Source organism: Streptomyces sp. NPDC047028 (assembly GCF_040644095.1).
GTDB lineage: Bacteria > Actinomycetota > Actinomycetes > Streptomycetales > Streptomycetaceae > Streptomyces.
Window position 1 is genome coordinate 45,588 of the sequence record NZ_JBEYVS010000008.1, and the last position, 26,488, is coordinate 72,075.

General features: G+C 71.3%; 21 protein-coding genes. 14 read left to right on the top strand and 7 right to left on the bottom strand.

What is annotated here, in order from left to right:
* Window positions 1-6: 6 nt before the first annotated feature.
* Entirely contained in the window at window positions 7-696 is a 690-nt protein-coding gene (locus ABZ854_RS09800; RefSeq protein ID WP_361206965.1) for a maleylpyruvate isomerase family mycothiol-dependent enzyme, read from the bottom strand.
* A gap of 223 nt (window positions 697-919) precedes the next feature.
* Between ABZ854_RS09800 and uvrA the strand changes: the two genes are divergently transcribed.
* Window positions 920-3,964, top strand: a complete 3,045-nt coding sequence (gene uvrA, locus ABZ854_RS09805) for an excinuclease ABC subunit UvrA (protein WP_361206968.1) — start codon at window positions 920-922, stop codon at window positions 3,962-3,964.
* A 194-nt stretch (window positions 3,965-4,158) separates the two neighbouring features.
* Here uvrA and ABZ854_RS09810 read toward each other — a convergent pair whose 3' ends face one another.
* Together ABZ854_RS09810 and ABZ854_RS09815 are read right to left on the bottom strand one after the other, a co-directional pair.
* Window positions 4,159-5,070, bottom strand: coding sequence for a carbohydrate kinase (locus ABZ854_RS09810; protein ID WP_361206971.1), 912 nt, complete (start codon window positions 5,068-5,070; stop codon window positions 4,159-4,161).
* On the bottom strand, window positions 5,067-6,215 hold the full coding sequence (locus ABZ854_RS09815; protein WP_361206974.1) for a LacI family DNA-binding transcriptional regulator: 1,149 nt from the start codon (window positions 6,213-6,215) through the stop codon (window positions 5,067-5,069). Before ABZ854_RS09815 ends, ABZ854_RS09810 begins: the two co-directional genes overlap by 4 nt.
* Before the next feature lie 224 nt (window positions 6,216-6,439).
* Between ABZ854_RS09815 and ABZ854_RS09820 the strand changes: the two genes are divergently transcribed.
* Entirely contained in the window at window positions 6,440-6,868 is a 429-nt protein-coding gene (locus ABZ854_RS09820) for a Rieske (2Fe-2S) protein (RefSeq protein ID WP_361206977.1), read from the top strand.
* A gap of 31 nt (window positions 6,869-6,899) precedes the next feature.
* Here the strand turns inward: ABZ854_RS09820 and ABZ854_RS09825 are convergent, their stop codons facing one another.
* The gene (locus ABZ854_RS09825) at window positions 6,900-7,856 is read right to left on the bottom strand and encodes a hypothetical protein (protein WP_361206980.1); all 957 of its coding nucleotides are present in this window, start codon (window positions 7,854-7,856) and stop codon (window positions 6,900-6,902) included.
* A 389-nt stretch (window positions 7,857-8,245) separates the two neighbouring features.
* On the opposite strand from ABZ854_RS09825, the gene uvrC reads away from it, so the two are divergent.
* The 10 genes from uvrC (at window position 8,246) to pgi (ending at window position 19,582) form a co-directional block, all read left to right on the top strand.
* Window positions 8,246-10,360 carry an excinuclease ABC subunit UvrC gene (gene uvrC / locus ABZ854_RS09830; protein ID WP_361206983.1) on the top strand — a complete coding sequence of 705 codons (2,115 nt, stop codon included), beginning with the start codon at window positions 8,246-8,248 and terminating at the stop codon, window positions 10,358-10,360.
* Entirely contained in the window at window positions 10,357-11,340 is a 984-nt protein-coding gene (rapZ, locus tag ABZ854_RS09835; protein ID WP_129309749.1) for an RNase adapter RapZ, read from the top strand. Before uvrC ends, rapZ begins: the two co-directional genes overlap by 4 nt.
* Complete coding sequence (gene yvcK / locus ABZ854_RS09840; RefSeq protein WP_361206986.1) at window positions 11,337-12,380, top strand: uridine diphosphate-N-acetylglucosamine-binding protein YvcK; 1,044 nt, start codon at window positions 11,337-11,339, stop codon at window positions 12,378-12,380. Before rapZ ends, yvcK begins: the two co-directional genes overlap by 4 nt.
* Entirely contained in the window at window positions 12,371-13,360 is a 990-nt protein-coding gene (whiA, locus tag ABZ854_RS09845; protein ID WP_129309751.1) for a DNA-binding protein WhiA, read from the top strand. The genes yvcK and whiA overlap by 10 nt, the downstream gene beginning before the upstream one ends.
* Before the next feature lie 330 nt (window positions 13,361-13,690).
* Window positions 13,691-14,698, top strand: a complete 1,008-nt coding sequence (gene gap, locus ABZ854_RS09850) for a type I glyceraldehyde-3-phosphate dehydrogenase (protein ID WP_129309752.1) — start codon at window positions 13,691-13,693, stop codon at window positions 14,696-14,698.
* Between the two features lie 144 nt (window positions 14,699-14,842).
* Window positions 14,843-16,054 carry a phosphoglycerate kinase gene (locus ABZ854_RS09855; protein ID WP_361206991.1) on the top strand — a complete coding sequence of 404 codons (1,212 nt, stop codon included), beginning with the start codon at window positions 14,843-14,845 and terminating at the stop codon, window positions 16,052-16,054.
* Between the two features lie 2 nt (window positions 16,055-16,056).
* The gene (tpiA, locus tag ABZ854_RS09860; RefSeq protein WP_129309754.1) at window positions 16,057-16,833 is read left to right on the top strand and encodes a triose-phosphate isomerase; all 777 of its coding nucleotides are present in this window, start codon (window positions 16,057-16,059) and stop codon (window positions 16,831-16,833) included.
* A gap of 108 nt (window positions 16,834-16,941) precedes the next feature.
* Window positions 16,942-17,178: a preprotein translocase subunit SecG gene (secG, locus tag ABZ854_RS09865; RefSeq protein WP_129309755.1), complete on the top strand. Its 237-nt coding sequence runs from the start codon at window positions 16,942-16,944 to the stop codon at window positions 17,176-17,178.
* A gap of 208 nt (window positions 17,179-17,386) precedes the next feature.
* Window positions 17,387-17,722: an RNA polymerase-binding protein RbpA gene (locus ABZ854_RS09870; protein ID WP_003976875.1), complete on the top strand. Its 336-nt coding sequence runs from the start codon at window positions 17,387-17,389 to the stop codon at window positions 17,720-17,722.
* Between the two features lie 210 nt (window positions 17,723-17,932).
* Complete coding sequence (pgi, locus tag ABZ854_RS09875; RefSeq protein ID WP_361206994.1) at window positions 17,933-19,582, top strand: glucose-6-phosphate isomerase; 1,650 nt, start codon at window positions 17,933-17,935, stop codon at window positions 19,580-19,582.
* 100 nt (window positions 19,583-19,682) lie between these two features.
* On the opposite strand, the gene ABZ854_RS09880 is transcribed toward pgi, so the two are convergent.
* From ABZ854_RS09880 to ABZ854_RS09890, 3 genes are all read right to left on the bottom strand, one after another.
* Entirely contained in the window at window positions 19,683-21,965 is a 2,283-nt protein-coding gene (locus tag ABZ854_RS09880) for an FtsX-like permease family protein (RefSeq protein WP_361206997.1), read from the bottom strand.
* A 70-nt stretch (window positions 21,966-22,035) separates the two neighbouring features.
* Window positions 22,036-22,791, bottom strand: coding sequence for an ABC transporter ATP-binding protein (locus tag ABZ854_RS09885; protein WP_361207000.1), 756 nt, complete (start codon window positions 22,789-22,791; stop codon window positions 22,036-22,038).
* Window positions 22,788-23,303 (bottom strand): PadR family transcriptional regulator, encoded by a 516-nt coding sequence (locus ABZ854_RS09890; RefSeq protein WP_129309759.1) that lies wholly within the window; start codon window positions 23,301-23,303, stop codon window positions 22,788-22,790. Before ABZ854_RS09890 ends, ABZ854_RS09885 begins: the two co-directional genes overlap by 4 nt.
* A 126-nt stretch (window positions 23,304-23,429) precedes the next feature.
* On the opposite strand from ABZ854_RS09890, the gene ABZ854_RS09895 reads away from it, so the two are divergent.
* Window positions 23,430-24,701, top strand: coding sequence for an ABC transporter substrate-binding protein (locus tag ABZ854_RS09895; RefSeq protein ID WP_361207003.1), 1,272 nt, complete (start codon window positions 23,430-23,432; stop codon window positions 24,699-24,701).
* A 171-nt stretch (window positions 24,702-24,872) separates the two neighbouring features.
* A complete protein-coding gene (locus tag ABZ854_RS09900) occupies window positions 24,873-26,480 on the top strand; it encodes a glycoside hydrolase family 13 protein (protein WP_361207006.1) in 1,608 nt (535 codons plus the stop codon).
* Window positions 26,481-26,488 lie beyond the last annotated feature (8 nt).

Here is a 26,488-nt window from a genome sequence, read left to right on the forward strand (position 1 = left end):
CACGCGTCACAGCGGAGGCAGCTCCGGAAGAGCGCCGTCCCGCACCGTGAGCCGGGAGCCGTCACGACGCCCTGCCAGCCACCCGAGCAGGTCCGGGGCCGGGCCCTCGACCTCCACGGGCCCGCCCGGGGCGCCTCCGCCGGTGGTCCAGACCCGGCCGGAACCGGACGTCAGGCCCGTCGGGGGGACGTCCTTGTGCCGGTCGAACCGCTGGGTCAGGAAGTCGATCTCCCGCTCGGCGAACTCCGCCGGGAGATCCTCCAGCTCGTAGCCGATGCCGAGGTCCACGTGGTGCAGGTCCACCTCGGCCCACCGCCGGAACGGCACGCGGGCCGCGGAGTCGGTGACACCGTTGCGCAGCTCCACCGTGCGCGTCCAGTCCGCCGGAGCGGCCCCCAGATCTTGGAAGCGGGCCGCGCTCTCGCGCAGGTCGGCGAGCTGGACGTCGAGGGTCCGCGAAGCGCCCTGCTCGATATCGCCGTCGCGTGCTTCCGCGCTCTCGTACATCGGGCGGCCTTCGAGGACGTTCACGAGCGCGTCCGCGTTGCGGGAGAGGTGGGCGAGGACATGCCCGCGCGTCCAGCCCGGAAGCCGTGACGGCTCGGCGAGCGAGGCGTTGTCCAGTTTGGCGACAGCGGTGAGGAGCCGCTCGGTCGCCTCGTGTACACGGTCCAGGTCATGAGCGTGATCAATCATGGACCTGACCCTAGCCCCGCCACACCTTCGGGTGAAGGTGGTGAAGCTTGTCCGCAATTCGAATGCGCGTGCTATACCGTCGAGGGCGGCGTCGGGCATGCTGGATGGCCGGGGATTGTTATGCCTCCCGGAATCCGACCGGCGTTGTCAGTGGCTCCCCCTAGTCTGAAGAAGCACGGGGGCCCCGCCCCTGTCACTTCTCTCAAGAAAGGTGCGGACCGGCGTGGCCGACCGTCTCATCGTCCGTGGCGCGCGCGAGCACAACCTGAAGAACGTCTCGCTCGACCTGCCGCGTGACTCGCTCATCGTCTTCACGGGCCTGTCCGGGTCGGGCAAGTCCTCCCTGGCCTTCGACACGATCTTCGCCGAGGGCCAGCGGCGCTACGTGGAATCGCTGTCCTCGTACGCGCGCCAGTTCCTCGGGCAGATGGACAAGCCGGACGTCGACTTCATCGAGGGTCTCTCCCCGGCGGTCTCCATCGACCAGAAGTCGACCTCGCGCAACCCGCGCTCGACGGTCGGCACCATCACCGAGGTCTACGACTACCTCCGCCTGCTCTTCGCGCGCATCGGCAAGCCGCACTGCCCCGAGTGCGGCCGCCCCATCTCGCGCCAGTCGCCGCAGGCCATCGTCGACAAGGTCCTGGAGCTGCCGGAGGGCAGCCGCTTCCAGGTGCTGTCGCCGCTGGTGCGTGAGCGCAAGGGCGAGTTCGCCGACCTCTTCGCCGACCTGCAGACCAAGGGCTACTCACGCGCGCGCGTGGACGGACAGACGATCCAGCTGTCCGAACCGCCGGCCCTGAAGAAGCAGGAGAAGCACACCATCGAGGTGGTCGTCGACCGCCTGACGGTCAAGGACTCCGCCAAGCGGCGCCTCACCGACTCGGTGGAGACGGCTCTCGGCCTGTCCGGCGGCATGGTCGTCCTCGACTTCGTCGACCTCCCCCAGGACGACCCCGAGCGCGAGCGCATGTACTCGGAGCACCTGTACTGCCCGTACGACGACCTGTCCTTCGAGGAACTGGAGCCGCGCTCCTTCTCCTTCAACTCGCCCTTCGGCGCCTGCCCCGAGTGCACCGGCATCGGCACGCGGATGGAGGTCGACCCGGAACTGATCGTCCCGGACGAGGACAAGAGCCTGGACGAGGGAGCCATCCACCCGTGGTCCCACGGCCACACCAAGGACTACTTCGGGCGTCTCGTCGGCGCCCTCGCGGACGCGCTCGGATTCCGCACGGACATCCCCTTCGCGGGTCTGCCGCAGCGGGCGCGCAAGGCGCTGCTGCACGGCCACAAGACCCAGATCGAGGTGCGGTACCGCAACCGGTACGGCCGCGAGCGGGTGTACACCACGCCGTTCGAGGGTGCCGTGCCCTTCGTGAAGCGGCGGCACAGCGAGGCCGAGAGCGACGCCAGCCGCGAGCGCTTCGAGGGCTACATGCGCGAGGTGCCCTGCCCCTCCTGCGAGGGCACGCGGCTGAAGCCGATCGTCCTCGCGGTCACCGTCATGGGGAGGTCGATCGCCGAGGTCTCCGCGATGTCGATCAGCGACTGCGCGGACTTCCTGGGTGAACTGAAGCTCAACGCCCGCGACAAGAAGATTGCCGAGCGGGTGCTGAAGGAGGTCAACGAGCGGCTCCGGTTCCTGGTCGACGTCGGTCTGGACTACCTGTCGCTGAACCGGGCGGCCGGCACCCTCTCCGGTGGTGAGGCCCAGCGGATCCGCCTGGCGACCCAGATCGGCTCCGGCCTCGTCGGCGTCCTGTACGTGCTCGACGAGCCGTCCATCGGCCTGCACCAGCGGGACAACCACCGGCTGATCGAGACCCTGGTCCGGCTGCGCGACATGGGCAACACGCTCATCGTCGTCGAGCACGACGAGGACACCATCAAGGTCGCCGACTGGATCGTGGACATCGGTCCCGGCGCGGGCGAGCACGGCGGCAAGGTCGTGCACAGCGGATCCTTGAAGGAACTCCTCGCCAACACCGAGTCGGAGACCGGCCGGTACCTCTCCGGACGCAAGGCGATCCCGCTCCCGGACGTGCGACGGCCGCACGACCCGAGCCGCAAGCTCACCGTGCACGGCGCCCGCGAGAACAACCTGCAGGACATCGACGTGTCCTTCCCGCTCGGGGTGTTCACAGCCGTCACCGGCGTCTCCGGATCCGGCAAGTCGACGCTGGTCAACGACATCCTGTACACGCACCTCGCCCGCGAGCTGAACGGCGCGCGAACCGTTCCCGGGCGCCACACGCGCGTGGCGGGCGACGACCTCGTCGACAAGGTCGTCCACGTCGACCAGTCGCCCATCGGCCGCACCCCGCGGTCCAACCCGGCGACGTACACCGGGGTCTTCGACCACGTCCGCAAGCTGTTCGCCGAGACCACCGAGGCGAAGGTCCGCGGCTATCTGCCCGGCCGCTTCTCCTTCAACGTCAAGGGCGGCCGCTGCGAGAACTGCGCCGGTGACGGCACGATCAAGATCGAGATGAACTTCCTCCCGGACGTCTACGTGCCGTGCGAGGTCTGCCACGGCGCCCGCTACAACCGGGAGACCCTGGAGGTCCACTACAAGGGCAAGTCCATCTCCGAGGTCCTGAACATGCCGATCGAAGAGGCCATGCACTTCTTCGAGGCGGTCCCGGCGATCTCCCGTCACCTCAGGACGCTCAACGACGTCGGACTCGGCTACGTCCGGCTCGGCCAGTCCGCGACGACCCTGTCCGGTGGCGAGGCCCAGCGCGTGAAGCTCGCCAGCGAACTGCAGAAGCGTTCCACGGGACGCACGGTGTACGTGCTGGACGAGCCCACCACGGGGCTGCACTTCGAGGACATCAGCAAGCTGCTGACGGTCCTGGCCGGCCTCGTCGACAAGGGCAACACGGTCATCGTCATCGAGCACAACCTCGACGTGATCAAGACGGCCGACTGGGTCGTCGACATGGGTCCGGAAGGCGGTGCCGGCGGCGGTCTGGTGGTCGCCGAGGGCACGCCCGAGGAGGTCGCCGGGGTTCCCGCCAGCCACACCGGCAAGTTCCTGCGCGAGATCCTGGGCGCCGACCGCATCAGCGACGCGCAGCCCGTGAAGGCTCCGCGCTCCGCGTCGGCCGGGAAGACGGCGGCGGCCAAGTCGACGGCGAAGAAGACCGTCACGGCCAAGGCCGACGGTGCGGGCGGTCCGGCGAGGACGGCAGCCAAGAAGGCCGCCCCCGCCACGAAGAAGGCGGCAGCGGCGAAGAAGACGACGCGCGCCCGTAAGGCGTGACGGCGACGCCGGACCTGCCCTGACACTTCATCCATTCGAGTGACGCCTCGCCGGAACCACCGGCGAGGCGTCACTCGTTCTCCGATCAGCCACCCCGGCTCCGCCGTCCGACGGCCCCACGGATCACGGCGCCGGCCGATCCTTGACAAGAGAAGAGGGAGAGACGAGCGGCGGTGGCACCCGCCGCCGACTGCTCACACCTCGCCGAGTTCGGAGGCGTACGGCGGCTGTGCCCCCGCCCGTGAGCAGGTGACCGCGGCCGCGCGCGCCGCGAACCGCAGCAGGCGCGTCCAGCCGTCCCCGCCCAGGGCGGCGAGCGCCCCCGGAGAGAGCGCGTCCTGGACGCGAAGTCCGTGCAGCAGGGCCGCGTTGACCGTGTCACCGGCGCCGATGGTGTCCACGACATCGACCTTCTCACCCGGTACGGAGTACTCCCCGCCGTGCGGGGTGAACACGGTCAGGCCGTCGCCGCCGCGGGTGACCACCACGGCCGCCGGTCCCTCGGCCAGCCAGTCGCGCGGGGTGCCACCCAGCCACTCCGCGTCCTCCGCGGACAGCTTCAGCAGCGTCATCGAGGGCAGCCAGCTCTTGAACCGCGCCCGGTAGGCGTCCGCGTCCGGGATCAGTCCGGCCCGGACATTGGGGTCGAGGGCGGTGAACAGGCCCTGTCCGGCCGCTGTCCGCATCAGCTCCTCGTAGGCGCTCGCTCCCGGTTCCAGGACGAGGGAACAGGTGCCGAAGGACACTGCCCGGGCCGTGGCGGGCAGCCTGGCCGGAGCCGTGAACAGACGGTCGGCGGTGCCGTCGACGTAGAAGGAGTAGGCCGCCGAACCACCGGCGTCGAGGGTGGCGACCGCGAGGGTCGTCGGCTCAGGGCCGCGCTGCACGGCCGAGACGTCCACTCCCTCCCGCCGCAGCCCGTCCAGCAGGGCCTCGCCGAACGCGTCCTGTGAGGCGCGGGAGCAGAAGGCGGCCGGCGTGCCCAGGCGGCCGAGGGCGACGGCGGTGTTGTACGGCCCTCCGCCGAGCGCGGGCTTCAGCTCCGCCAGGGCGCCCGGGCCCTGCGGCACCAGGTCGATGAGTGCCTCACCGGCGACGACGATCACGAGGGGTCCTCTTCTCCTTCTCGGACAGCTGGATCGGTTTCGGCGACATCGGTCCCGTCGGTGTCTCGCGGCTCCTCCGGGCAGCCGCAGGACGTGCGGTGGACGAACGTGCACGGCAGCCGCACGGTCCGGGCGGGCCGGTCCGGTGTGGCCAGGCGGTCCAGCAGGACGCGTACGGCGGTGGCGCCGATCTCTCTGCCGGGCTGGGCGACGGCGGTGAGCCGGGGCGAGAACAGGTCGGCCCAGGCGAAATCGTCGAAGCAGCACAGGGCGATGTCGTCCGGCACGGACAGGCCCCGCCGGCGCAGGGCTCGGAGCGCGCCGATGGTCATGGCGTCGTTGGCGGTGACGAGGGCGGTGGGCGGATGGGCCAGGGACAGCAGGGCGTCGGTGGCCTGCTGGGCGCCGGCCGAGTCGGAATCGCCGGTCACGACGAGGCGTTCCTCGTGGGGGAGACCGGCCGCGGCGAGGCCCTGCCGGTAGCCGGTGACCCGCTCGACGGTGGTGCTCAGCCCGGGCAGCCCCGCGACCAGCCCGATCCGGCGGTGGCCCAGCCCGGCGAGGTGGGTGACGAACCCGGCCATGGGTGCGGCGTTCTCGCCGCAGACCTGATCGAAGCCGGGGGCACCGGCATCGCTCCCGTGGGCACGGGGGGCGCCGGCCCCGTGGGCACCCGTGCCGTCCGGGCCGGCCGGGACGTCCACCACCCGGTCGAGGAACACGGCCGGCACGGCGTGGCGGCGGAGGTAGGCGACGAGGTCGTGCGGCTGTGCGGAGGGTGCGACGATCATGCCGTCCACGCGGCGCTCGTGCAGGAACTCGACGACCTTGCGCTCGTGCAGGGGATCATCATGCGGGTCCGCGACGAGCAGGCTGTAGCCCGCCTCCAGAGCGGCGGCCTCGACGCCTTGCAGGATCTCCGTGAAGTACGGGTTGCTGATCACCGACACCGCCAGCCCGATGGACCGGGTACGGGAGGTCACCAGGGAGCGGGCCAGGGTGTTGGGCGTGTAGCCGAGGGCGTCGACGGCGTCCAGTACGGCCTGCCGGGTGTGGGGCAGTACGGGGCGCGTGCCGTTGAGCACGTGCGAGACGGTGGCCACGGAGACTCCGGCGCTCCGGGCGACGTCGGCCATGGTGGGCATCGCGCACCCCTTTCCGAGTCGCCGCAGTTCCCTCCGGGCGGGAACGTATCCCATCGGACCCCTCGGCGTAAACGCTTGCGCAAGCGTTTACGCGTCCGTCGTCCATCGTCTGCGGCATACCGCCGTGATCCCCGGCCCGTAACCGCCCCGACCCGCCCCGGGGCCGGTCGATCTGCCCCGGTATCGTCGGCGTGCACGTCCCTCCCCGACCCCCTGGAGACCAGATGTCCGCCGGATCTGCCGCGAGCCGCCGTACCGTCCTGAGGGGAGCCGCCGCGGCGCCGGTCGCGGGACTCGCGCTGGCCGCCTGCTCGGCCCCGGGCAACGGCACCTCGGCCGATCCCACGCCGACCTCACCTGTCGACCTCGGGGCCGAGACCGAGATCGCCAAGGGCGGCGCGAAGCTCTTCCGGGACCACAACGTGGTGGTCAGCAGGGACGCGAGCGGGGCGCTCAAGGCGTACAGCACGATCTGCACGCACGCGGGGTGCGCCATCGACCGGCTCCAGAAGACGACCCTGACCTGCCCCTGCCACGGCAGCGAGTTCGACGCGGTCACCGGCAAGGTGGTCCAGTCGCCGGCCACCGAACCGCTGCACGCGCTGCCGGTCACCGCGAAGGACGGCAGGATCATCGCGGGCCCGGGCGCCTGAGGAACAGGCGAACGGCCCGGCCACGCCCCGCTCACTCCCAGTCCCAGGCGATTCCCACGAGCCCGGGGCGGACCCGGGGCTCGACCACGTGGACGCTGTGGTCCGGGCCTGTGACGGACAGTTCCTGGCGGCCGCCGCGCGGGGCCGCGGGGGAATGCTGGGTGAAGCGGTGGCAGCGGGACGGCAGCGCCCCGGCGTCGAAGCGGACCTGGAGCGCGTACTGGCCACCGGGAAAGCCGAACCCGTGGAGGTACTCGCGGCAGACTCCGGCCGTGCCGTCCTCTACGCCGTAGCGGAACAGGAAGGTGTCGCCCGAGCGCAGCCGGGTGCCGAAGAGCAGCTCGGCCACCAGAACGCCCGTGTCCTGGTCCCAACGGACGCGCCCGGTACGGCAGTTCTCCACCGCGTGCAGCCTCAAGTGCTGCGGGCTGCATCCGGGGTCGCCGTGGTAGACGGCCACGAAGCGGTCGATGCCGTCGCGGTGGGCGCGCACGATGTGGTGCGACTCCCGGCCCGCCAGTTCGCGACGGGCGCCGATCCGGACGCGCTCGTGGTGGCCCAGGGTGTGCAGTCCGCCGTCGAGGGCCCAGCCCAGCTCGCTCTTGAGCCGGCCGAGGACGTCGGAGGCCGCCACCAGGGAACGGTACGAACGCGCCGCCGGACGGCGGGCGGCAGAGCGCTCCCCGGACGCCGCGAGGAGCCGGATCAGCGACTCGTCGGGCAGTTGGAGGATCTCCTCCAGCGCGCGCACGGCGCGCAGGGACTCGGGGCGCTGCGGGCGGCGGGCTCCCTGCTGCCAGTAACTCAGGCTCGTGACGCCGACCTTGACCCCGTGGCGCGAAAGGTGGTGCTGCACGCGCTGGAGCGGCAGTCCGCGGGCGGCGATCGCGGCGCGGAGCGCCACGTGGAAGGGACCGCCTCGCAGAACCGTGTCCAGTTCCGCGGGGGCGGCCGGGGCGACGTCCGTGTGCTCCGTGACAGACAGCATGCACAGGGGCCTTTCTGTGAGTGTCACTACGGCTGGTCAGACCGTTGGCACGGGCCGGGGCCACCCCCGTGGGCGCCCGTCCGGGCTCACGCCGCATGCGTCCGGCGGCGTGCACGGCCCCGAGTTCCCCCGCATTGAAGCGTGTTGACCATGCCCCGACAACACTTCGGCCCACACCTGGCCGAGCCTCGACCCCCGGCGCACCCGACACGGGCCGGTCCGGGGCCCGCAGCGAGGCTCGCGCGCGGCCGGGAACGTCCGCCGCCGGACTCCCGCGGGGCGCTCGCGGGACGCATCCGCCCGCCGGTACTCCGAGCCGGTGAAGGCACCGGTCGGGCGTTGTCCACAGGCCCGGCGCGGTGTCGGTGCCCGCCAGTAGGGTGTGAGACATGGCCGATCCCTCCAGCTACCGCCCCAGGCCGGGTGACATCCCGGACTCCCCCGGGGTGTACAGGTTCCGTGACGAGCACCGCCGGGTGATCTACGTCGGGAAGGCGAAGAGCCTGCGCCAGCGCCTGGCGAACTACTTCCAGGACCTGGCGAACCTGCACCCGCGCACCCGGACGATGGTGACCACCGCCGCGTCCGTGGAGTGGACGGTGGTGTCCACGGAGGTCGAGGCACTGCAGCTGGAGTACTCCTGGATCAAGGAGTACGACCCCCGGTTCAACGTCAAGTACCGCGACGACAAGAGCTACCCGTACCTCGCGGTGACGATGAACGAGGAGTTCCCGCGGGTCCAGGTGATGCGCGGTCACAAGAAGAAGGGCGTGCGGTATTTCGGGCCGTACGCGCACGCGTGGGCCATCCGGGACACCGTCGACCTGCTGCTGCGGGTGTTCCCGGTGCGCACCTGCTCGGCGGGCGTCTTCAAGAACGCGGCCCGCACCGGCCGGCCCTGCCTGCTCGGCTACATCGGCAAGTGCTCCGCGCCCTGCGTCGCCCGGATCGCCCCCGAGGACCACCGCGACCTGGCCGAGGACTTCTGCGACTTCATGGCCGGCCGCACCGGTGCCTACCTCCGCCGCCTGGAGAAGCAGATGATGGAGGCGGCCGAGGAGATGGAGTACGAACGGGCCGCCCGCCTGCGCGACGACGTCGAGGCCCTGAAGAAGGCCATGGAGAAGAGCGCGGTCGTGCTCGCCGACGCGACCGACGCGGACCTCGTCGCGGTCGCCGAGGACGAGCTGGAGGCCGCCGTGCAGATCTTCCACGTGCGCGGTGGCCGGGTGCGTGGCCAGCGCGGCTGGGTGACCGACAAGGTGGAGGAGATCACCACCGGCGCCCTCGTCGAGCACGCCCTGCAGCAGCTCTACGGGGAGGAGAGCGGGGACGCCGTCCCCAAGGAGGTCCTCGTCCCGGCGCTGCCCGAACTGGTCGAGCCGGTCCAGGAGTGGCTGACCGGCCGTCGGGGCTCGAACGTGTCGCTGCGCATCCCGCAGCGCGGCGACAAGAAGGCGCTCATGGAGACCGTGCAGCGCAACGCCCAGCAGGCCCTCGTCCTGCACAAGACCAAGCGTGCCTCCGACCTGACCACCCGCTCGCGCGCCCTGGAGGAGATCGCCGAGGCCCTCGACCTGGACAGCGCCCCGCTGCGGGTCGAGTGCTACGACATCTCCCACCTCCAGGGGGACGACGTCGTGGCCTCCATGGTCGTCTTCGAGGACGGGCTGGCCCGCAAGAGCGAGTACCGGCGCTTCCAGATCAAGGGCTTTGCCGGGCAGGACGACGTGCGCTCCATGCACGAGGTGATCACCCGCCGCTTCCGGCGCTACCTCGCCGAGAAGGAGCGGACGGGGGAGTGGGCCGACGGGGCCGACGGAGCGGAGACCGCCGACGGTGCCGGGACGGGCGCCGGCGCCGTTACCGTGCTGCCCGACGGCGACCCGCTGGGCGGCTCCCTCAAGGACGACGAGGGCCGTCCCAGGAAGTTCGCCTACCCGCCCCAGCTCGTCGTCGTCGACGGCGGCCGGCCGCAGGTCGCCGCCGCCCGTCGGGCCCTGGACGAACTGGGGATCGACGACATCGCGGTGTGCGGTCTCGCCAAGCGCCTGGAGGAGGTGTGGGTGCCCGGAGAGGACGACCCCGTGGTCCTGCCCCGCACCAGCGAGGGCCTCTACCTCCTCCAGCGCGTCCGTGACGAGGCCCACCGCTTCGCGATCACCTACCAGCGGGCCAAGCGCGCCAAACGCTTCCGCACCGGCGCCCTGGACGACGTGCCGGGCCTCGGGGAGACCCGCAAGCAGGCCCTGATCAAGCACTTCGGCTCGGTCAAGAAGCTGCGGGCCGCCACCATCGACGAGATCCAGCAGGTCCCCGGCATAGGCCGCAAGACGGCCGAGACCATCGCCGTGGCCCTCGCCCGGGCAACCCCGGCCGCACCCGCCGTGAACACGGCGACCGGAGAGATCATTGAGGAGGAGGAACCCGAAACGACGGCGGGTTCCCCCGGGGAGCCCGTCACGGCGGGCCACCCGGACGAACGACGGGGGCAGGAGACATGAGCGAGCACGACGCACGGCCCGCAGCGGAGCGAGAACAGACGCACCCGGAAGCGGACGCGGTTCAGGAAAACGGAGCACAGGTGAGTACGGACGTCACGCCGGCCATGGCCCCCGAGGCGGCCATCCCCGAGCTGGTGATCATCTCAGGCATGTCCGGAGCGGGCCGCTCGACGGCGGCGAAGTGCCTGGAGGACCTCGGCTGGTTCGTCGTCGACAACCTGCCGCCCGCCCTCATCCCCACCATGGTGGAACTGGGCGCCCGCTCCCAGGGCAACGTGGCCCGGATCGCGGTCGTCGTCGACGTGCGCGGCCGGCGCTTCTTCGACAATCTGCGCGAGTCCCTCGCCGACCTGGAGGCCAAGCACGTCACCCGGCGGATCGTCTTCCTGGAGTCCTCCGACGACGCGCTCGTGCGCCGCTTCGAGTCCGTGCGCCGCCCGCACCCCCTCCAGGGCGACGGCCGGATCGTCGACGGCATCGCCGCCGAGCGCGAACTGCTGCGCGAGCTGCGCGGCGACGCCGACCTGGTGATCGACACCTCCAGCCTCAACGTGCACGAGCTGCGCGCCAAGATGGACGCCCAGTTCGCCGGCGAGGAGGAGCCCGAGCTGCGGGCCACCGTGATGTCCTTCGGCTTCAAGTACGGCCTCCCCGTCGACGCCGACCTCGTCGCGGACATGCGGTTCCTGCCCAACCCGCACTGGGTCCCGGAGCTGCGGCCGTTCACCGGCCTGAACGACGAGGTCGCCGCCTACGTCTTCAACCAGCCCGGCGCCAAGGACTTCCTCGACCGGTACGCCGAACTGCTCCGGCTCATCGCGGCCGGCTACCGGCGTGAGGGCAAGCGGTATGTGACCATCGCCATCGGCTGCACGGGCGGCAAGCACCGCTCGGTCGCCATGTCGGAGAAGCTCGCCGCGCGCCTCGCGGCCGAGGGCGTGGAGACGGTGGTCGTGCACCGGGACATGGGACGGGAATGACAGAACGTACATCGCGGCTGAGCAGGCTGCGCCGGGCGGTGCCCGAGGCCCGCGGAGGCCGCTCCCGGCGGCGCGGGACCCAGCCCAAGGTCGTCGCGCTCGGCGGCGGCATGGGCCTGTCCGCCTCGCTCGCCGCGCTGCGTCGGATCACCGGTGACCTGACCGCCGTCGTCACCGTGGCCGACGACGGCGGTTCCAGCGGGCGTCTGCGCGACGAGCTGGGCGTGCTGCCGCCCGGCGACCTGCGCAAGGCGCTGGCCGCCCTGTGCGGGGACGACGACTGGGGGCAGACCTGGTCCCGCGTCATCCAGCACCGCTTCCAGTCCCAGGGCGACCTGCACGACCACGCGGTCGGCAACCTGCTGATCGTCGCCCTGTGGGAGCAGCTCGGCGACCACGTCCAGGCCCTGGACCTGGTCGGCAGGCTGCTCGGCGCGCACGGGCGGGTGCTGCCCATGTCCGCCGTGCCCCTGGAGCTGCAGGCCCTGGTCAAGGGGCACGATCCGACACGCCCGGAGGACGTGGACACGGTCCGCGGGCAGGCCACCGTCGCGCTCACCCCGGGCGAGGTGCAGTCCGTGCACCTGGTGCCGCACGACCCGCCGGCGGTGCCCGAGGCCGTCGAGGCGGTCCGGGACGCGGACTGGGTGGTGCTCGGCCCCGGCTCCTGGTTCTCCTCGGTCATCCCGCACCTGCTCGTCCCCGAGCTGCTGGACGCCCTCACCGAGACCAAGGCCCGCCGTGTGCTCTCCCTGAACCTCGCGCCGCAACCCGGAGAAACCGAGGGCTTCTCCCCGCAGCGTCATTTGGAGGTTTTGGGGCGACACGCCCCTAAACTCGCCCTGGACGTGGTGCTGGCCGACGAGGCCGCCGTGCCCGACCGCGAGTCGCTCACCGAAGCCGCCAAGCGGCTGGGAGCCGCGGTCGAGCTGGCTCCGGTGGCCCGGACCGACGGCTCCCCCCGGCACGACCCGGAGCTGTTGGCCGCCGCGTACGACCGTATTTTCCGGATGCATGGAAGGATCGGCCCATGGCGATGACGGCAGCGGTGAAGGACGAGGTCTCCCGGCTCCCCGTCACCCGGACCTGCTGCAGGAAGGCGGAGGTCTCCGCCATTCTGCGGTTCGCCGGCGGCCTCCACCTGGTGAGCGGGCGCATCGTGATCGAGGCGGAGCTGGACACCGCGATGGCGGCCCGCCGTCTCAAGCGGGACATCCTGGAGATCTTCGGCCACGGCTCCGAGCTGATCGTGATGGCCCCCGGCGGACTGCGCCGCGGCTCGCGGTACGTGATCCGGGTCGTGGCCGGCGGCGACCAGCTGGCCCGGCAGACCGGTCTGGTCGACGGCCGGGGCCGGCCGATCCGCGGGCTGCCCCCGCAGGTCGTCTCCGGGGCCACCTGTGACGCCGAGGCGGCCTGGCGAGGGGCCTTCCTGGCGCACGGCTCTCTGACCGAGCCCGGCCGCTCCTCCTCGCTGGAGGTGACCTGCCCCGGCCCGGAGGCCGCGCTCGCCCTCGTCGGCGCCGCCCGCAGACTGTCGATCGCCGCGAAGGCCCGCGAGGTCCGGGGCGTGGACCGGGTCGTCGTCCGCGACGGCGACGCGATCGGCGCCCTGCTCACCCGCCTCGGGGCGCACGAGTCCGTGCTGGCCTGGGAGGAGCGCCGGATGCGCCGCGAGGTGCGGGCCACGGCGAACCGGCTCGCCAACTTCGACGACGCCAACCTGCGCCGTTCGGCCCGGGCCGCCGTGGCCGCCGGCGCTCGGGTGCAGCGCGCCCTGGAGATCCTCGCCGACGAGGTCCCCGAGCACCTCGCGGCCGCCGGGCGGCTGCGCATGGAGCACAAGCAGGCCTCCCTGGAGGAGCTGGGCGCGCTCGCCGACCCGCCGCTCACCAAGGACGCCGTCGCCGGCCGGATCCGCCGCCTGCTGGCGATGGCCGACAAGCGCGCCTCGGACCTCGGCATCCCCGGCACGGAGGCCAACCTGACCGAGGAGCTGGCGGACAACCTCGCGGGCTGACGGCCCGTCACCACACCGTACCCGACAGGTGAGCGCGCCCCCCTCTCAACGGTGCGCGCGAAGCCCGGTCCACAGGTGAGCGGACCCGCTCACGAACGAGTGAAATCGGCGTCAAAAGCGGGCGACATTCCAGAGCGAATACGGGTGAATCGACGGCCGTTCCCTGGTGGTCCGTACCCCTACTGACGGGTACGGACCACCTGCCCGTGTATGCGGCATCTCGATGTCACTCAGGGGGCATCAGAGGGGTAGGGTCGGGGGTGGTCGGGGACATCCCAAACAGAGCTCGCCGGCACCGCATGGCCGGCGTACCAACGAGGAGATCGGTTCGTGACGATCCGCGTAGGCATCAACGGCTTCGGCCGTATCGGTCGCAACTACTTCCGCGCGCTGCTGGAGCAGGGTGCTGACATCGAGGTTGTGGCCGTCAACGACCTGGGTGACACCGCGACCACGGCTCACCTGCTGAAGTACGACACGATCCTGGGCCGCCTGAAGCAGGAGGTCTCCCACACCGCCGACACGATCACGGTCGGCTCCCACACCATCAAGGTGCTCTCCGAGCGCAACCCGGCCGACATCCCCTGGGGTGAGCTGGGCGTCGACATCGTCATCGAGTCGACCGGCATCTTCACGAAGAAGGAGGACGCCGCCAAGCACATCGCGGGCGGCGCCAAGAAGGTCCTCATCTCGGCTCCGGCCAAGGACGAGGACATCACCATCGTGATGGGCGTCAACCAGGACAAGTACGACGCGGCCAACCACCACGTCATCTCCAACGCCTCCTGCACCACCAACTGCGTGGCGCCGATGGCGAAGGTCCTCGACGAGAACTTCGGCATCGTCAAGGGCCTGATGACGACGGTGCACGCGTACACGAACGACCAGCGGATCCTGGACTTCCCGCACAAGGACCTGCGCCGCGCCCGCGCCGCCGCCGAGAACATCATCCCGACCACCACCGGTGCCGCCAAGGCCACCGCCCTGGTGCTCCCGCAGCTCAAGGGCAAGCTGGACGGCATCGCCATGCGCGTCCCGGTCCCGACCGGCTCGGTCACCGACCTCGTCGTCGAACTGGGCCGCGAGGTCACCAAGGAAGAGGTCAACGCCGCCTTCCAGAAGGCCGCCGAGGGCGAGCTGAAGGGCCTGCTCGAGTACACGGAGGACGCGATCGTCTCCTCCGACATCGTCAACGAGCCGGCCTCCTGCACCTTCGACTCGTCCCTGACCATGGTCCAGGACGGCAAGAACGTGAAGGTCATCGGCTGGTATGACAACGAGTGGGGCTACTCCAACCGCCTCGTGGACCTCACGGTCTTCGTCGGCGGCCAGCTCTGATCGCCGAAGATCGCAAGCGCAGGACCTCGCAGTGACAGCAGGGCTCGGGCAGCGCACCGTCGCGCTGACCGGGCCCTGTCTCGCGCACGGATCACGCCCTCTTACGATCAAGGGCACCACGAGCCCTCCTCAGGAGTCCCCTCAATGAAGACGATCGACGAACTTCTCGCCGACGGCGTAAGCGGAAAGCGGGTCTTCGTCCGCGCCGACCTCAACGTGCCGCTGGCCGGCACCACCATCACCGACGACGGCCGCATCCGCGCGGTCCTGCCCACCGTCAAGGCCCTCGCGGACGCGGGCGCCCGAGTGGTCGTCGCCTCGCACCTGGGCCGCCCCAAGGGCGCCCCGGACCCCGCGTTCTCCCTGGCGCCGGCCGCCGCCCGCCTCGGCGAACTCCTCGGCTCCGGCGTGGCCTTCGCGGCCGACACCGTCGGGCAGTCCGCCCAGGACACGGTCGCGGGCCTGAAGGACGGCCAGGTGGCGGTCCTGGAGAACCTGCGCTTCAACCCCGGCGAGACCGCCAAGGACGATGCCGAGCGCGACGCGTTCGCCGACCGGCTCGCCACCCTCGCCGACGTCTACGTCAGCGACGGCTTCGGCGCCGTGCACAGGAAGCACGCCTCGGTGTACGACCTGGCGAAGAAGCTGCCGCACTACGCCGGCTACCTGATCAGCACCGAGGTCGGCGTGCTGAGGAAGCTGACCGAGGACGTGCGGCGCCCCTACGTCGTCGCGCTCGGCGGCGCCAAGGTCTCCGACAAGCTCGCCGTCATCGACGAGCTGCTCGGCAAGGCCGACCGCCTCCTCATCGGCGGCGGCATGGCCTACACCTTCCTCAAGGCCCAGGGCCACGAGGTGGGCATCTCCCTCCTGCAGGAGGACCAGATCCCGGCCGTCACGGAGTACCTGCGGCGCGCCGAGAAGCAGGGCGTCGAGCTGGTGCTCCCCGTCGACGTCCTGGTCTCCCGGGAGTTCCCGGACCTGAAGACCAAGGCGCCGGCCAAGTACACCGTGGTCGACGCGGACAAGATCCCCGCCGACCAGGAGGGCCTCGACATCGGCCCGAAGACCCGGGAGCTGTACGCCTCGAAGCTCGCCGACGCCGCGACCGTCTTCTGGAACGGTCCCATGGGCGTCTTCGAGCACCCCGACTACGCCGAGGGCACCAAGGCGGTCGCCCAGGCTCTCCTCGACACCGACGGCTTCACCGTCGTCGGCGGCGGTGACTCCGCCGCGGCCGTGCGTACGCTCGGCTTCGACGAGAGCGCATTCGGCCACATCTCGACCGGTGGTGGCGCCTCCCTCGAATACCTCGAGGGCAAGACGCTCCCCGGCCTCGCCGCACTGGAGGACTGACCGTGAGTACCCGCACGCCGCTGATGGCGGGCAACTGGAAGATGAACCTCAACCACCTCGAGGCCATCGCGCACGTCCAGAAGCTCGCCTTCGCCCTGGCCGACAAGGACTACGACGCCGTCGACGTCGCCGTCCTGCCGCCCTTCACCGACCTGCGCTCCGTGCAGACCCTGGTCGAGGGCGACAAGCTGAGGATCAAGTACGGAGCCCAGGACATCTCGGCGCACGACTCCGGTGCCTACACCGGCGAGATCTCCGGCCCGATGCTGTCCAAGCTGAAGTGCACGTTCGTGGCCGTCGGGCACTCCGAGCGCCGCCAGTACCACGCGGAGACGGACGAGATCGTCAACGGCAAGGTCAAGGCGGCCTACAAGCACGGCCTGACCCCGATCATGTGCGTCGGCGAGGAACTGGAGGTCCGCGAGGCGGGCAACCACGTCGCCCACACCCTCGCCCAGGTCGAGGGCGGCCTGAAGGACCTCCCGGCCGAGCAGGCCGAGACCATCGTGATCGCCTACGAGCCCGTCTGGGCCATCGGCACCGGCAAGGTCTGCGGCGCCGAGGACGCCCAGGAGGTCTGCGCCGCGATCCGGGGCAAGATCGCCGAGCTGTACACGCAGGAGCTGGCCGACCGGGTCCGCATCCAGTACGGCGGCTCCGTCAAGGCCGGCAACGTCGCCGAGATCATGGCGCAGGCCGACATCGACGGCGCCCTGGTCGGCGGCGCCTCGCTGGACGCCGACGAGTTCGTCAAGATCGTGCGCTTCCGCGATCAGTGAGCCCGTCCGTGAGTAGGCGGTAGCGACGATACGTCGTACTCTTGCGGGGGCACGGCCGCTGTGCTGTGCCCCCGTCGTCCATCCGAGTCCGAGGAAGTTGGTCCAGCCGTGGTTTTGGGGTTCTCGATCGCCCTGATCGTCTTCAGCCTGCTGCTGATGCTGCTGGTGCTGATGCACAAGGGAAAGGGCGGCGGCCTCTCCGACATGTTCGGTGGCGGCATGCAGTCGTCGGTCGGCGGTTCATCCGTCGCCGAGCGCAACCTCGACCGGATCACCGTCGTGATCGGTCTGCTGTGGTTCGCGTGCATCATCGTCCTCGGCATTCTGATGAAGTCGAACGCCTGATCCGCGTCACAAACACATACATTCCGGTACGTAAGGCCCCATGGTCGGCGCGCGCTCCCGAGCGCGGCCTATCATGGGGCTCGCGGCTGAGCGGGCCCTGGTAACTCCAATCACTGGACGCGCGTTGGGCCTTACGTAGACTGAGGCGCTCGCGGCGAAGCGGAACGCCGACTCGCTTCGCGGCACCATCACGCAGGGAGTTACGACCGTGGCAAGTGGCAACGCGATCCGAGGAAGCCGGGTCGGGGCGGGGCCGATGGGCGAGGCCGAGCGTGGCGAGTCCGCGCCCCGGCTGCGCATCTCCTTCTGGTGCTCCAACGGGCACGAGACGCAGCCCAGCTTCGCCAGCGACGCGCAGGTCCCCGAAACCTGGGACTGCCCGCGCTGCGGCTTCCCCGCCGGACAGGACCGGGACAACCCGCCGGACCCGCCGCGCACCGAGCCGTACAAGACGCACCTCGCGTACGTACGGGAGCGGCGCAGCGATGCGGACGGCGAGGCGATCCTCGCCGAGGCACTCGCCAAACTGCGCGGCGAGATCTAGTACTTGACCGGCCGGACGCCCGTGGCGCCCGGCCGGAGGCGTATCCGGCCGCCCCGGACCCGCCCGGTGCGCCGTTCGGGCTGCGCACGCCGGCCCACGCGCCGCCGCCGTGCTCCGCCTGCCCTCACCGCGCCCGCTGATCAACTAGGTTGGGACGAGCAGCGGGCAGCACGCAAGCGGACAGGCGCAGGAAAGAAGGCTGACGTCGACATGAACGCAGACGGCCGGGCACGGCTCAACCAGACGCCCGAGTGGACCGCGCTCGCAAAGCACCGGGAGGAGCAGGCCGGCGTCCAGCTGAGGGAGCTGTTCGCCGCCGATCCGGGGCGCGGCACGGGGTACACGCTCCAGGTCGGTGACCTGTACATCGACTACTCCAAGCACCTGGTCACCGACGAGACACTGCGGCTGCTGCGTGAGCTGGCCGTCGCCACCGACGTCTTCGGCCTGCGGGACGCCATGTTCCGCGGTGAGAAGATCAACGTCACCGAGGACCGGGCCGTCCTGCACACCGCGTTGCGCGCCCCGCGTGGCACGGTGATCGAGGTCGACGGGGAGAACGTGGTCCCGGCGGTGCACGCCGTGCTGGACCGGATGGCCGACTTCGCCGAACGGGTGCGCTCAGGCACCTGGAGAGGGCACACCGGCAAGCGCATCAAGAACGTGGTCAACATCGGCATCGGCGGCTCCGACCTGGGCCCCGCGATGGCCTACGAGGTGCTACGGCCCTACACGGACCGCTCGCTGACCGTCCGCTTCGTCTCCAACGTCGACGGCGCCGACCTGCACGAGGCCACGCGCGACCTCGACCCGGCCGAGACGCTGTTCATCATCGCCTCCAAGACGTTCACCACCGTCGAGACGATCACCAACGCGACCTCCGCCCGCTCCTGGCTGCTGTCCGCGCTCGACGACGAGGAGGCGGTGGCCCAGCACTTCGTGGCGCTGTCGACCAACGCCGAGAAGGTCGCCGGGTTCGGCATCGACACGGCCAACATGTTCGAGTTCTGGGACTGGGTCGGCGGCCGCTACTCGTACGACTCCGCCATCGGCCTCTCCCTGATGATCGCCATCGGCCCGGACCGGTTCCGGGAGATGCTGGACGGGTTCCACCTGGTCGACGAGCACTTCCGCACCGCGCCCGCCGAGGCCAACGCCCCGCTGCTGATGGGGCTGTTGGGCATCTGGTACGACAACTTCCACGACGCCCAGTCGCACGCTGTGCTGCCGTACAGCCACTACCTCTCCCGGTTCACCGCGTACCTCCAGCAGCTGGACATGGAGTCCAACGGCAAGCACGTGGCGCGGGACGGCAGGGAGGTGGACTGGCAGACCGGGCCGGTGGTGTGGGGCACGCCCGGCACCAACGGGCAGCACGCCTACTACCAGTTGATCCACCAGGGTACGAAGCTCGTCCCGGCCGACTTCATCGGCTTCGCCGAGCCGGTCGCCGAGCTGAGTGGTGAACTCAGGGCTCAGCACGATCTGCTGATGGCCAACTTCTTCGCGCAGACCCAGGCGCTGGCCTTCGGCAAGACGGCCGAGGAGGTGCGGGCCGAGGGGGTGCCGGAGGAACTGGTGCCGCACAAGACGTTCCGGGGGAACCGGCCTACGACGACGATCCTCGCGCGGGAGCTGACGCCGTCCGTGCTGGGGCAGTTGGTCGCCCTGTACGAGCACAAGGTGTTCGTGCAGGGGGCCGTGTGGAACATCGACTCGTTCGACCAGTGGGGTGTGGAGCTGGGGAAGGTGCTGGCCAAGCGGGTGGAGCCGGCGCTGAGCGAGGGGGCGGCTGTGCCGGGGCTGGACGCGTCGACGCTGGCGCTGGTCGAGAAGTACCGGTCGCTGCGCGGGCGTTGACCATGTTTGCCCACCCGCCCACCCGACTCGGTAGGTCGAAGAGGCACCCTCCCCTGGGGCTCCGCCCCAGACCCCGCACAGGCGCCTCGGGCCGGCCGCCTCACCCCACCGCGCTCAGCGTGTCCGCTGATCTTCGGCGGGTTGCCCGGGACGCCGGGAGGGTGGAGAGGGCCGCTGCTCCGAGGACGGCGCCCGCGATCAGCAGGGAGAGGACCATGGGTGAGGGGAGCTGGGCGATGCCCGCGCCGATGCCCGTGGAGGTGCCCTGGGCGTCGATCAGCCGGCGGGCCAGCGGGAGGCCGAGGGCCGAGGCGGCGAGGGTCGCCGTCACGGCCGTGCACGCCGTCGCCGTGACGGTGATAGCCGTGATCTGGCGGGGGGACATGCCGATCGCCTTCAGCGCCAGCAGGTCCCGCTCGCTCTCGCGGACGGTGCCGCCGATGGCGGTGAGCAGTTCGACGATGCCGATGAGGGCGAGGACGGCGACCAGGCCCGCGATGACCCCGCGCAGCGGGGACAGCCCGTCGGCCGGGTTGGGGACCGCGTGGACGTCCAGGTGCCCCTGCCCGGCCTGGCCCAGATCGGCGGCGACGCGGTGCGGGTCGGCGCCGGGGCGCAGCCGTAGCTGGTAGAGGGTCGGGGTGATCCCGGGGTCGTTGGCGCGCAGCGTGTCCAACGAGGTGGAGATGACGCGGCCCGCGTTCTCCGGCTCGATGCTGCGGCCCACGATGTGCAGGATCTGCGGCTGGTCGCCGACGGTCATCCGGACCCAGTCGCCGACGTGCACGTCCAGCAGGGTCAGCAGTCCCTGACCGGCGATCGCCTCGTCCGGACCCCGGGCGGGACGTCCCTCGGCCAGCGCGTACGGATAGGGGTCCTGGCGGGTGCCGAGGCCGCGCAGCGCGATCGTGCTGGTCTGGCCGGGCACCAGCGCCGCCACCTCGACGCCGGGGTAGGCGGCGGCCACCTGCGGGTCGTGCGTCAGCAGGGCCCGGGTCCGCGCGTCGCTCAGGTCGCCGTCGGAGCGGACGGTCAGGGCGGCCGGCAGGCCGATGCGCTCGGGGCTGCTGTGGAAGCGGTCGATGGTGGTCCAGGCGCTCAGCGCGACCACGATCAGCAGCAGCGGCAGGGTCAGCCTGCCCACCGTGGCCAGGGAGCGCCGGCCGCCGGTGAACGTCCGGTGGCAGCCGAGGACGAGTGCGGGCGGCAGCCGCAGCCCGAGCGCCTTGCGGGCCACTGTGGTGAGCCGGCCGCCCGCTACCGCGCCGGGCCGCTGTACCGGCACCGGCGGCACGCGGCCCGCCCGCCAGGCGGCGAGTCCGGTGACCGCGCCGATGAACAGGACCGCGCCGACCGGCACGGCCACCAGCGCCACGGTGTGACCGGGCAGCCCCTGCCAGACCCCGACCGCGTCGCCGAGCCGTCCGGGCACCTCGCCGCCCAGCCCCTTGATCAGCGCGGCGGCGGCCACGGCGCCCAGTACGGCGTACGCGACGTGCTGGAGCAGGAAGATCCGCACCACCTGCGCCGGGGTGAAGCCGATCGCCTTCAGTACCGAGATGTCCCTGAGGTGACCTCGTATCCGGGTGCCGATCGCCCCGTGCACCGCGAACCCGGCGGCGGCCAGCGCGCCCAGCCCGAAGACGCCCAGCACCTGTCCGAGCAGCCGGTTGTCGCCCTGCGCCGCGGCCCGGGCCTGCCGCCAGGTGGACACCTCGTCGACGGCGCCGGCGCCCAGCACGGTGACCGCCCGCTGGACGGCGTAGTCCGTGTCGTCCGGGTTCTTCAGCCGCAGCCCGACCACCTGACTGCCGGGATTGCGTACGGCGGCCGGCGGCGCCCACACCAGGCCCCGCTGCTCGCCGGGGCTGTAGCGCCGCTCGGGGCTGTCGGCGATGCCGACGACGGTGAGAGTGCGGGCCGTGCCGGGCAGGCTGAGGGTGTCTCCGGGCTCGGCGAGCAGGGCGTGGGCGAGTCTGCTCTCCAGCACCACGCCGTCCGGCTCGGCGGGCGTCAGCCAGTGGCCGGCGACGAGCAGCGGCCGGCCCACGGTGGGCCGCTCCGGCGTGCCGCGCAGCTCGACGGAGGCCCGGGTGCCGCGCGAGGAGACGGTCGCGGACTCGGCCGGGTAGGGCCCGGCGATGTCCTCGACGCCGTCCAGCCGGGTCAGCCTGGCGATGTCGGCGGACGGTACGGCGTGGATCCACACGTGTGCGCCGCGGGACTGGGTGAAGATCCGTTCCCACGGGTTGGTGGCATAGCCGAACAGCGCCGCCGCCAGCAGCAGCGAGGCGACGATGCCCGCGGTGGCGAGCACGATGAACAGCGCCTCGCCGCGGTGCGTACGCAGATCGGAGTGGGCCCAGCTCAGGGTGGCTCGCACGGCCCTCAGCCCCTCGTCCCGCTCGGCATGCCCGGCCCGCACCGCTGTGTCCGCTCGCCGTGCACCCCGCTCAGTCCTTCAGTTTCAGCACGCCGGAGACGCCGGTGCGGCGGGCCGGGGCGGTGTCCAGGGCGGCGTCGTCGGCTATGCGGCCGTCGAAGAAGCTGATCACCCGGTCCGCGGCGCTGGCCAGCCGGGCGTCATGGGTGACGAGGACGATGCTCTGCCCGCGCCCGTGGAAGCGGGACAGCAGCCGCATCACCTCGCGGGTGCCCTTGCTGTCCAGGCTGCCGGCGGGTTCGTCGGCCAGCAGCAGCGGCGGGTGGTTGACCAAGGCGCGGGCCAGGGCGACGCGCTGCTGCTCACCCCCGGACAGCTCGCCCGGCATGCTGCGCTCCTTGCCCTCCAGACCCAGCTCGGCCAGCAGCGCCTCGCGCTCGGCACGGGCCCGCTTGGGCGCGACCCCGGCGAGCAGCGCGGGCAGCTCGACGTTGTCGGCGACCGACAGGTTCGACACCAGGTTGAAGAACTGGAAGACGATCCCGATGGCCTTGCGGCGCTCCACCGCCCAGCGGGCCTCGCTGTAGGAGTCGGTGCACTCGCCGTCCAGCCAGATGCTGCCCGCGTCCGCGCGCTGCAGACCGCCCAGCAGGTGCAGCAGCGTCGACTTGCCGGCGCCGGACGGGCCGGTGACGGCGACGAACTCGCCCCGCCCCACCGACAGGTCCACCCCGCGGACGGCGTGCGCGGGCGTGCCCTCGCCGTAGTGGGTCTTGGTCAGGCCCTCGGCCCGGAGCAGGGGAGTGCCGGGGCTGTCGTCGCTCATCGCAGCTCCTCCAGTTCCTCCTGGCACCGCTCCAGCCAGTCGAGGTCGGCCTGCAGGTGCAGCATCGCGCCCTCGATGAGCAGGTGGGCGATTCGGTTGTCCCGGTTCTCGGCCGCGGCCAGTTTCGACAGATTGCGCATGGTGGTGAGGTACTGGCGCCGTTGCTTGTTGATGAGGGCGATCTGATCGGCGAGACCGGACTGCGGGGCGAGCGCGAGCTTCATGAAGAACTCGTCCCGCACCCGTGGCTCGTCCTCGGTCTCCTCGAACCAGGCGTGCAGCGCCTCGCGCCCGGCATCGGTGAGGTGGTAGACCTTTTTGTTGGGCCGGCTCGACTGCTCGACGTCCTCGCCCTCGATCAGTCCCGACTTCTCGAGGCGGCCGAGGGTCACGTAGATCTGGCCGACGTTCGGCTGAGGGTACGCGGAGCCCAGCACTTGCTCAAGGTCCTGCTTCAGCTCGTAACCGTGCGCCGGACCGCGAGCGAGGAGTGCCAGGAGGGGCAGCCGCACTCGTGCTCTCCTCCTGTCTGTTCCAATGTGGTCAAGGCCCTAGTATCGCCCATACCTAACAGGTATACATGGCCTCTGACTCCCGGGCGAGGGTGCCCGTGGTGCCGGGTGTGCAAGGAGGAACCTATGCGGTGGATACACGCCGCCGGTAGGGGGCTCCTCGTACTCGCCGTCGTCCTGACCGGCTACGTCGCCTCGGGCGCCCGTGCCGACGAGGGCGGCGGGGGCGGCCGTGGGCCCCTGACGCTGGCCACCGCCGGGGATCTCACCGGCTATCTCGCCCCGCTGCTGCAGGGCTGGAACCGCACCCACCCCGGCGAGAAGGTCACGCTCGTCGAGCTGCCGGACTCCGCCGACGAGACCCGCGCGCAGATGATCACCGACCTGCGTGGCGGTGACCGGGGCCGTTTCGACGTCCTCAACATCGACGTCGACTGGACCTCGGAGTTCGCCGCGGCGGGCTGGATACGCCCGCTGCCCCGCGACCGGTTCCCGCTCAAGAGCTTCCTGCCGCCGGTGGTGGGCACGGCCACGTACGACGGCCGGCTGTACGCCGTCCCGTACGTCACCAACGCAGGACTGCTGCTCTACCGCAAGGACGTCCTGGCCAAGGAGGGCGTGCCCCCGCCACGCACCTGGGCCGAGCTGGAACACGACGCCAAGACCATCGCGCCGAAGTACGGACTCGACGGCTACGCGGGCCAGTTCCTGCCCTACGAGGGCCTGACGGTCAACGCGGCCGAGGCCGTGTACTCCGCGGGCGGCTCGATCCTCGGCGGCGAGGGCACCCGCGTCACCGTCGACTCGGCGGCGGCCCGCGAGGGCATCGGCTTCCTCGTCCGGGGCTTCAAGGAGGGGTGGATACCCAAGGCGGCCCTGAACTACAAGGAGGAGGAGTCCAAACAGGCCTTCCAGGACGGCCACCTCCTCTTCCTGCGCAACTGGCCCTACGCCTACGCCGTGGCCTCCGCCAAGGGCTCCAAGGTCGCCGGCAGGATCGGCGCCGTACCGCTGCCGGGGCCGGACGGGCCCGGCACCAGTGTGCTCGGCGGCTCCAACCTCGCCGTGAACAGCCATGCCCGGCACCCGGATTCGGCCGCACGGCTCATCGCGTACCTCACCAGCGCGCCGGTCCAGCGCGAGGTGCTGACCAAGGGCGCGCTGCCGCCCGTGCGCGCCGCGCTCTACAAGGACCCCGCTCTGATCCGGCAGTTCCCGTATCTGCCCACGCTGCGCTCCGCCGTGCTGTCGGCCGCCCCGCGTCCCAAGAGCCCGCACTACGACCAGGTCAGCCTGGTGGTGCAGGCCGTAGTCCACGACGCGCTGACCGGACACGAGACGACCGAGCAGGCCGTCCGCCGGCTCGCCCGCGAGCTGCACGCCATCGCCCAGCGCTAGTTACTCGTTAAGTAACGCGGGCATCACGACTGGGTGCGGAAAGTGCCCATCTGTCCATATTTATTCGGGCAACCCTCCAGTAGCTTCTGTTCTTCTCCTTGACGCTGTCGCGACACCGATACCTAACATGCATGCATAACAGCTGCCCTTCGCAGAGACAGGCTCAATGGGTTGAACAGGCACCACTGGTGGCGGGACGCGGTGATCTACCAGGTCTACGTCCGCAGCTTTCTCGACAGCACCGGCGACGGCATCGGCGACCTCGCCGGCGTCCGCGCGGGACTGCCGTACCTCAAGAAGCTGGGCGTCGACGGCATCTGGCTCAGCCCGTTCTATCCCTCGCCGCAGGCCGACCACGGCTACGACGTCGCCGACTACTGCGACGTCGACCCGGTCTTCGGCGACCTCACCGAGTTCGACCTGCTCATGACGGCGGCCCACCGGCTCGGCGTCAAGGTGCTCCTGGACATCGTCCCCAACCACTGCTCCACCGAGCACCCCTGGTTCCGGGAGGCGCTCGCCGCCGCGCCCGGCAGCCCGGCCCGCGCCCGCTTCCACTTCGCCGACGGCCGCGGCCCGGACGGCGCCGAGCCGCCCAACAACTGGCACGCCATGTTCGGCGGCCCCGCCTGGACGCGCGTCGAGGACGGCCAGTGGTACCTGCACATGTTCACGCCGGAGCAGCCCGACTGGAACTGGCGCGAGCCCGAGGTCGCCGCCGAGTTCGACCGCGTCCTGCGCTTCTGGCTGGACCGGGGCGTCGACGGCTTCCGCATCGACGTGGCCGCCGGTCTCTACAAGCACCCCGAACTGCCCGACTCCGACGATCCGGAGGCCGACGCCCGCACCCGCGACTCGGTCAACCCGCTCGCCTGGAACCAGCCCGAGGTGCACGACGTATGGCGGCGCTGGCGGGCCACCTGCGAGGAGTACACCGCGCACGACGGCCACGAGCGGCTCCTCGTCGGCGAGGTCTCCGTCCCCACCGCCCGCGAACACGCCCTCTACGTCCGCCCCGACGAACTGCACCAGGCCTTCTTCTTCGACCTGCTCAGCGCCCCCTGGGACCCGGCCGCCTTCCGCAAGGTCATCACCGAGGCCATGCAGGACATCGCCGGCACCGGCTCCACGGTCACCTGGGTCCTCAACAACCACGACCAGGTCCGCACCGTCACCCGCTACGGCGAACCCACCCCCCAGGGCAGCGGCCTCGGCACCGCCCGTGCCCGCGCCGCCGCGCTGCTGATGCTGGCGCTGCCCGGAGCCGCGTACATCTACCAGGGCGAGGAACTGGGCCTGCCCGAGGTCGTCGACCTGCCCGACGACGTCCTCACCGACCCGATCTTCCGCCGCACCGGCAGCCGCGCCCGCATCCGCGACGGCTGCCGGGTCCCGCTGCCGTGGTCGGGCCAGGCCTCCCCGTTCGGCTTCACCTCCGGTGCCGAGGGGGCCAAGCCGTGGCTGCCACAGCCCGACTACTTCGCCGAGTACGCCACCGACCGCGCCCTCGCCGACACCCGCTCCTTCTGGCACCTGTACCGCGAGGGGCTGCAACTGCGGTCCGCCCTGCCCCAGCTGGGCGAGGGCAGCCTGCGCTGGCTGGACACCGAGCCGGGCGTCCTCGGCTTCGTCCGCGGCGACGGCCTGGTATGCGCCGTCAACTTCGGTACGGCCCCCACGCCCGCGCCGGTCTGTGGCACCCCCCTGCTGTCCAGCGGGCCCTGCCCGGCCGGGGTGCTGCCCGGCTCCACCGCGGCCTGGTGGCTGACCGACCTCTGATCCCCGCC

Bases quoted from the DNA above. Each gene is read 5' to 3' on its own strand.
- ABZ854_RS09800 (WP_361206965.1), bottom strand. From the start codon at position 696: ATGATTGATCACGCTCATGACCTGGACCGTGTACACGAGGCGACCGAG.
- ABZ854_RS09815 (WP_361206974.1), bottom strand. From the start codon at position 6,215: ATGCCCACCATGGCCGACGTCGCCCGGAGCGCCGGAGTCTCCGTGGCC.
- ABZ854_RS09820 (WP_361206977.1), top strand. From the start codon at position 6,440: ATGTCCGCCGGATCTGCCGCGAGCCGCCGTACCGTCCTGAGGGGAGCC.
- ABZ854_RS09825 (WP_361206980.1), bottom strand. From the start codon at position 7,856: ATGCTGTCTGTCACGGAGCACACGGACGTCGCCCCGGCCGCCCCCGCG.
- uvrC (WP_361206983.1), top strand. From the start codon at position 8,246: ATGGCCGATCCCTCCAGCTACCGCCCCAGGCCGGGTGACATCCCGGAC.
- rapZ (WP_129309749.1), top strand. From the start codon at position 10,357: ATGAGCGAGCACGACGCACGGCCCGCAGCGGAGCGAGAACAGACGCAC.
- yvcK (WP_361206986.1), top strand. From the start codon at position 11,337: ATGACAGAACGTACATCGCGGCTGAGCAGGCTGCGCCGGGCGGTGCCC.
- whiA (WP_129309751.1), top strand. From the start codon at position 12,371: ATGGCGATGACGGCAGCGGTGAAGGACGAGGTCTCCCGGCTCCCCGTC.
- ABZ854_RS09855 (WP_361206991.1), top strand. From the start codon at position 14,843: ATGAAGACGATCGACGAACTTCTCGCCGACGGCGTAAGCGGAAAGCGG.
- pgi (WP_361206994.1), top strand. From the start codon at position 17,933: ATGAACGCAGACGGCCGGGCACGGCTCAACCAGACGCCCGAGTGGACC.
- ABZ854_RS09885 (WP_361207000.1), bottom strand. From the start codon at position 22,791: ATGAGCGACGACAGCCCCGGCACTCCCCTGCTCCGGGCCGAGGGCCTG.
- ABZ854_RS09895 (WP_361207003.1), top strand. From the start codon at position 23,430: ATGCGGTGGATACACGCCGCCGGTAGGGGGCTCCTCGTACTCGCCGTC.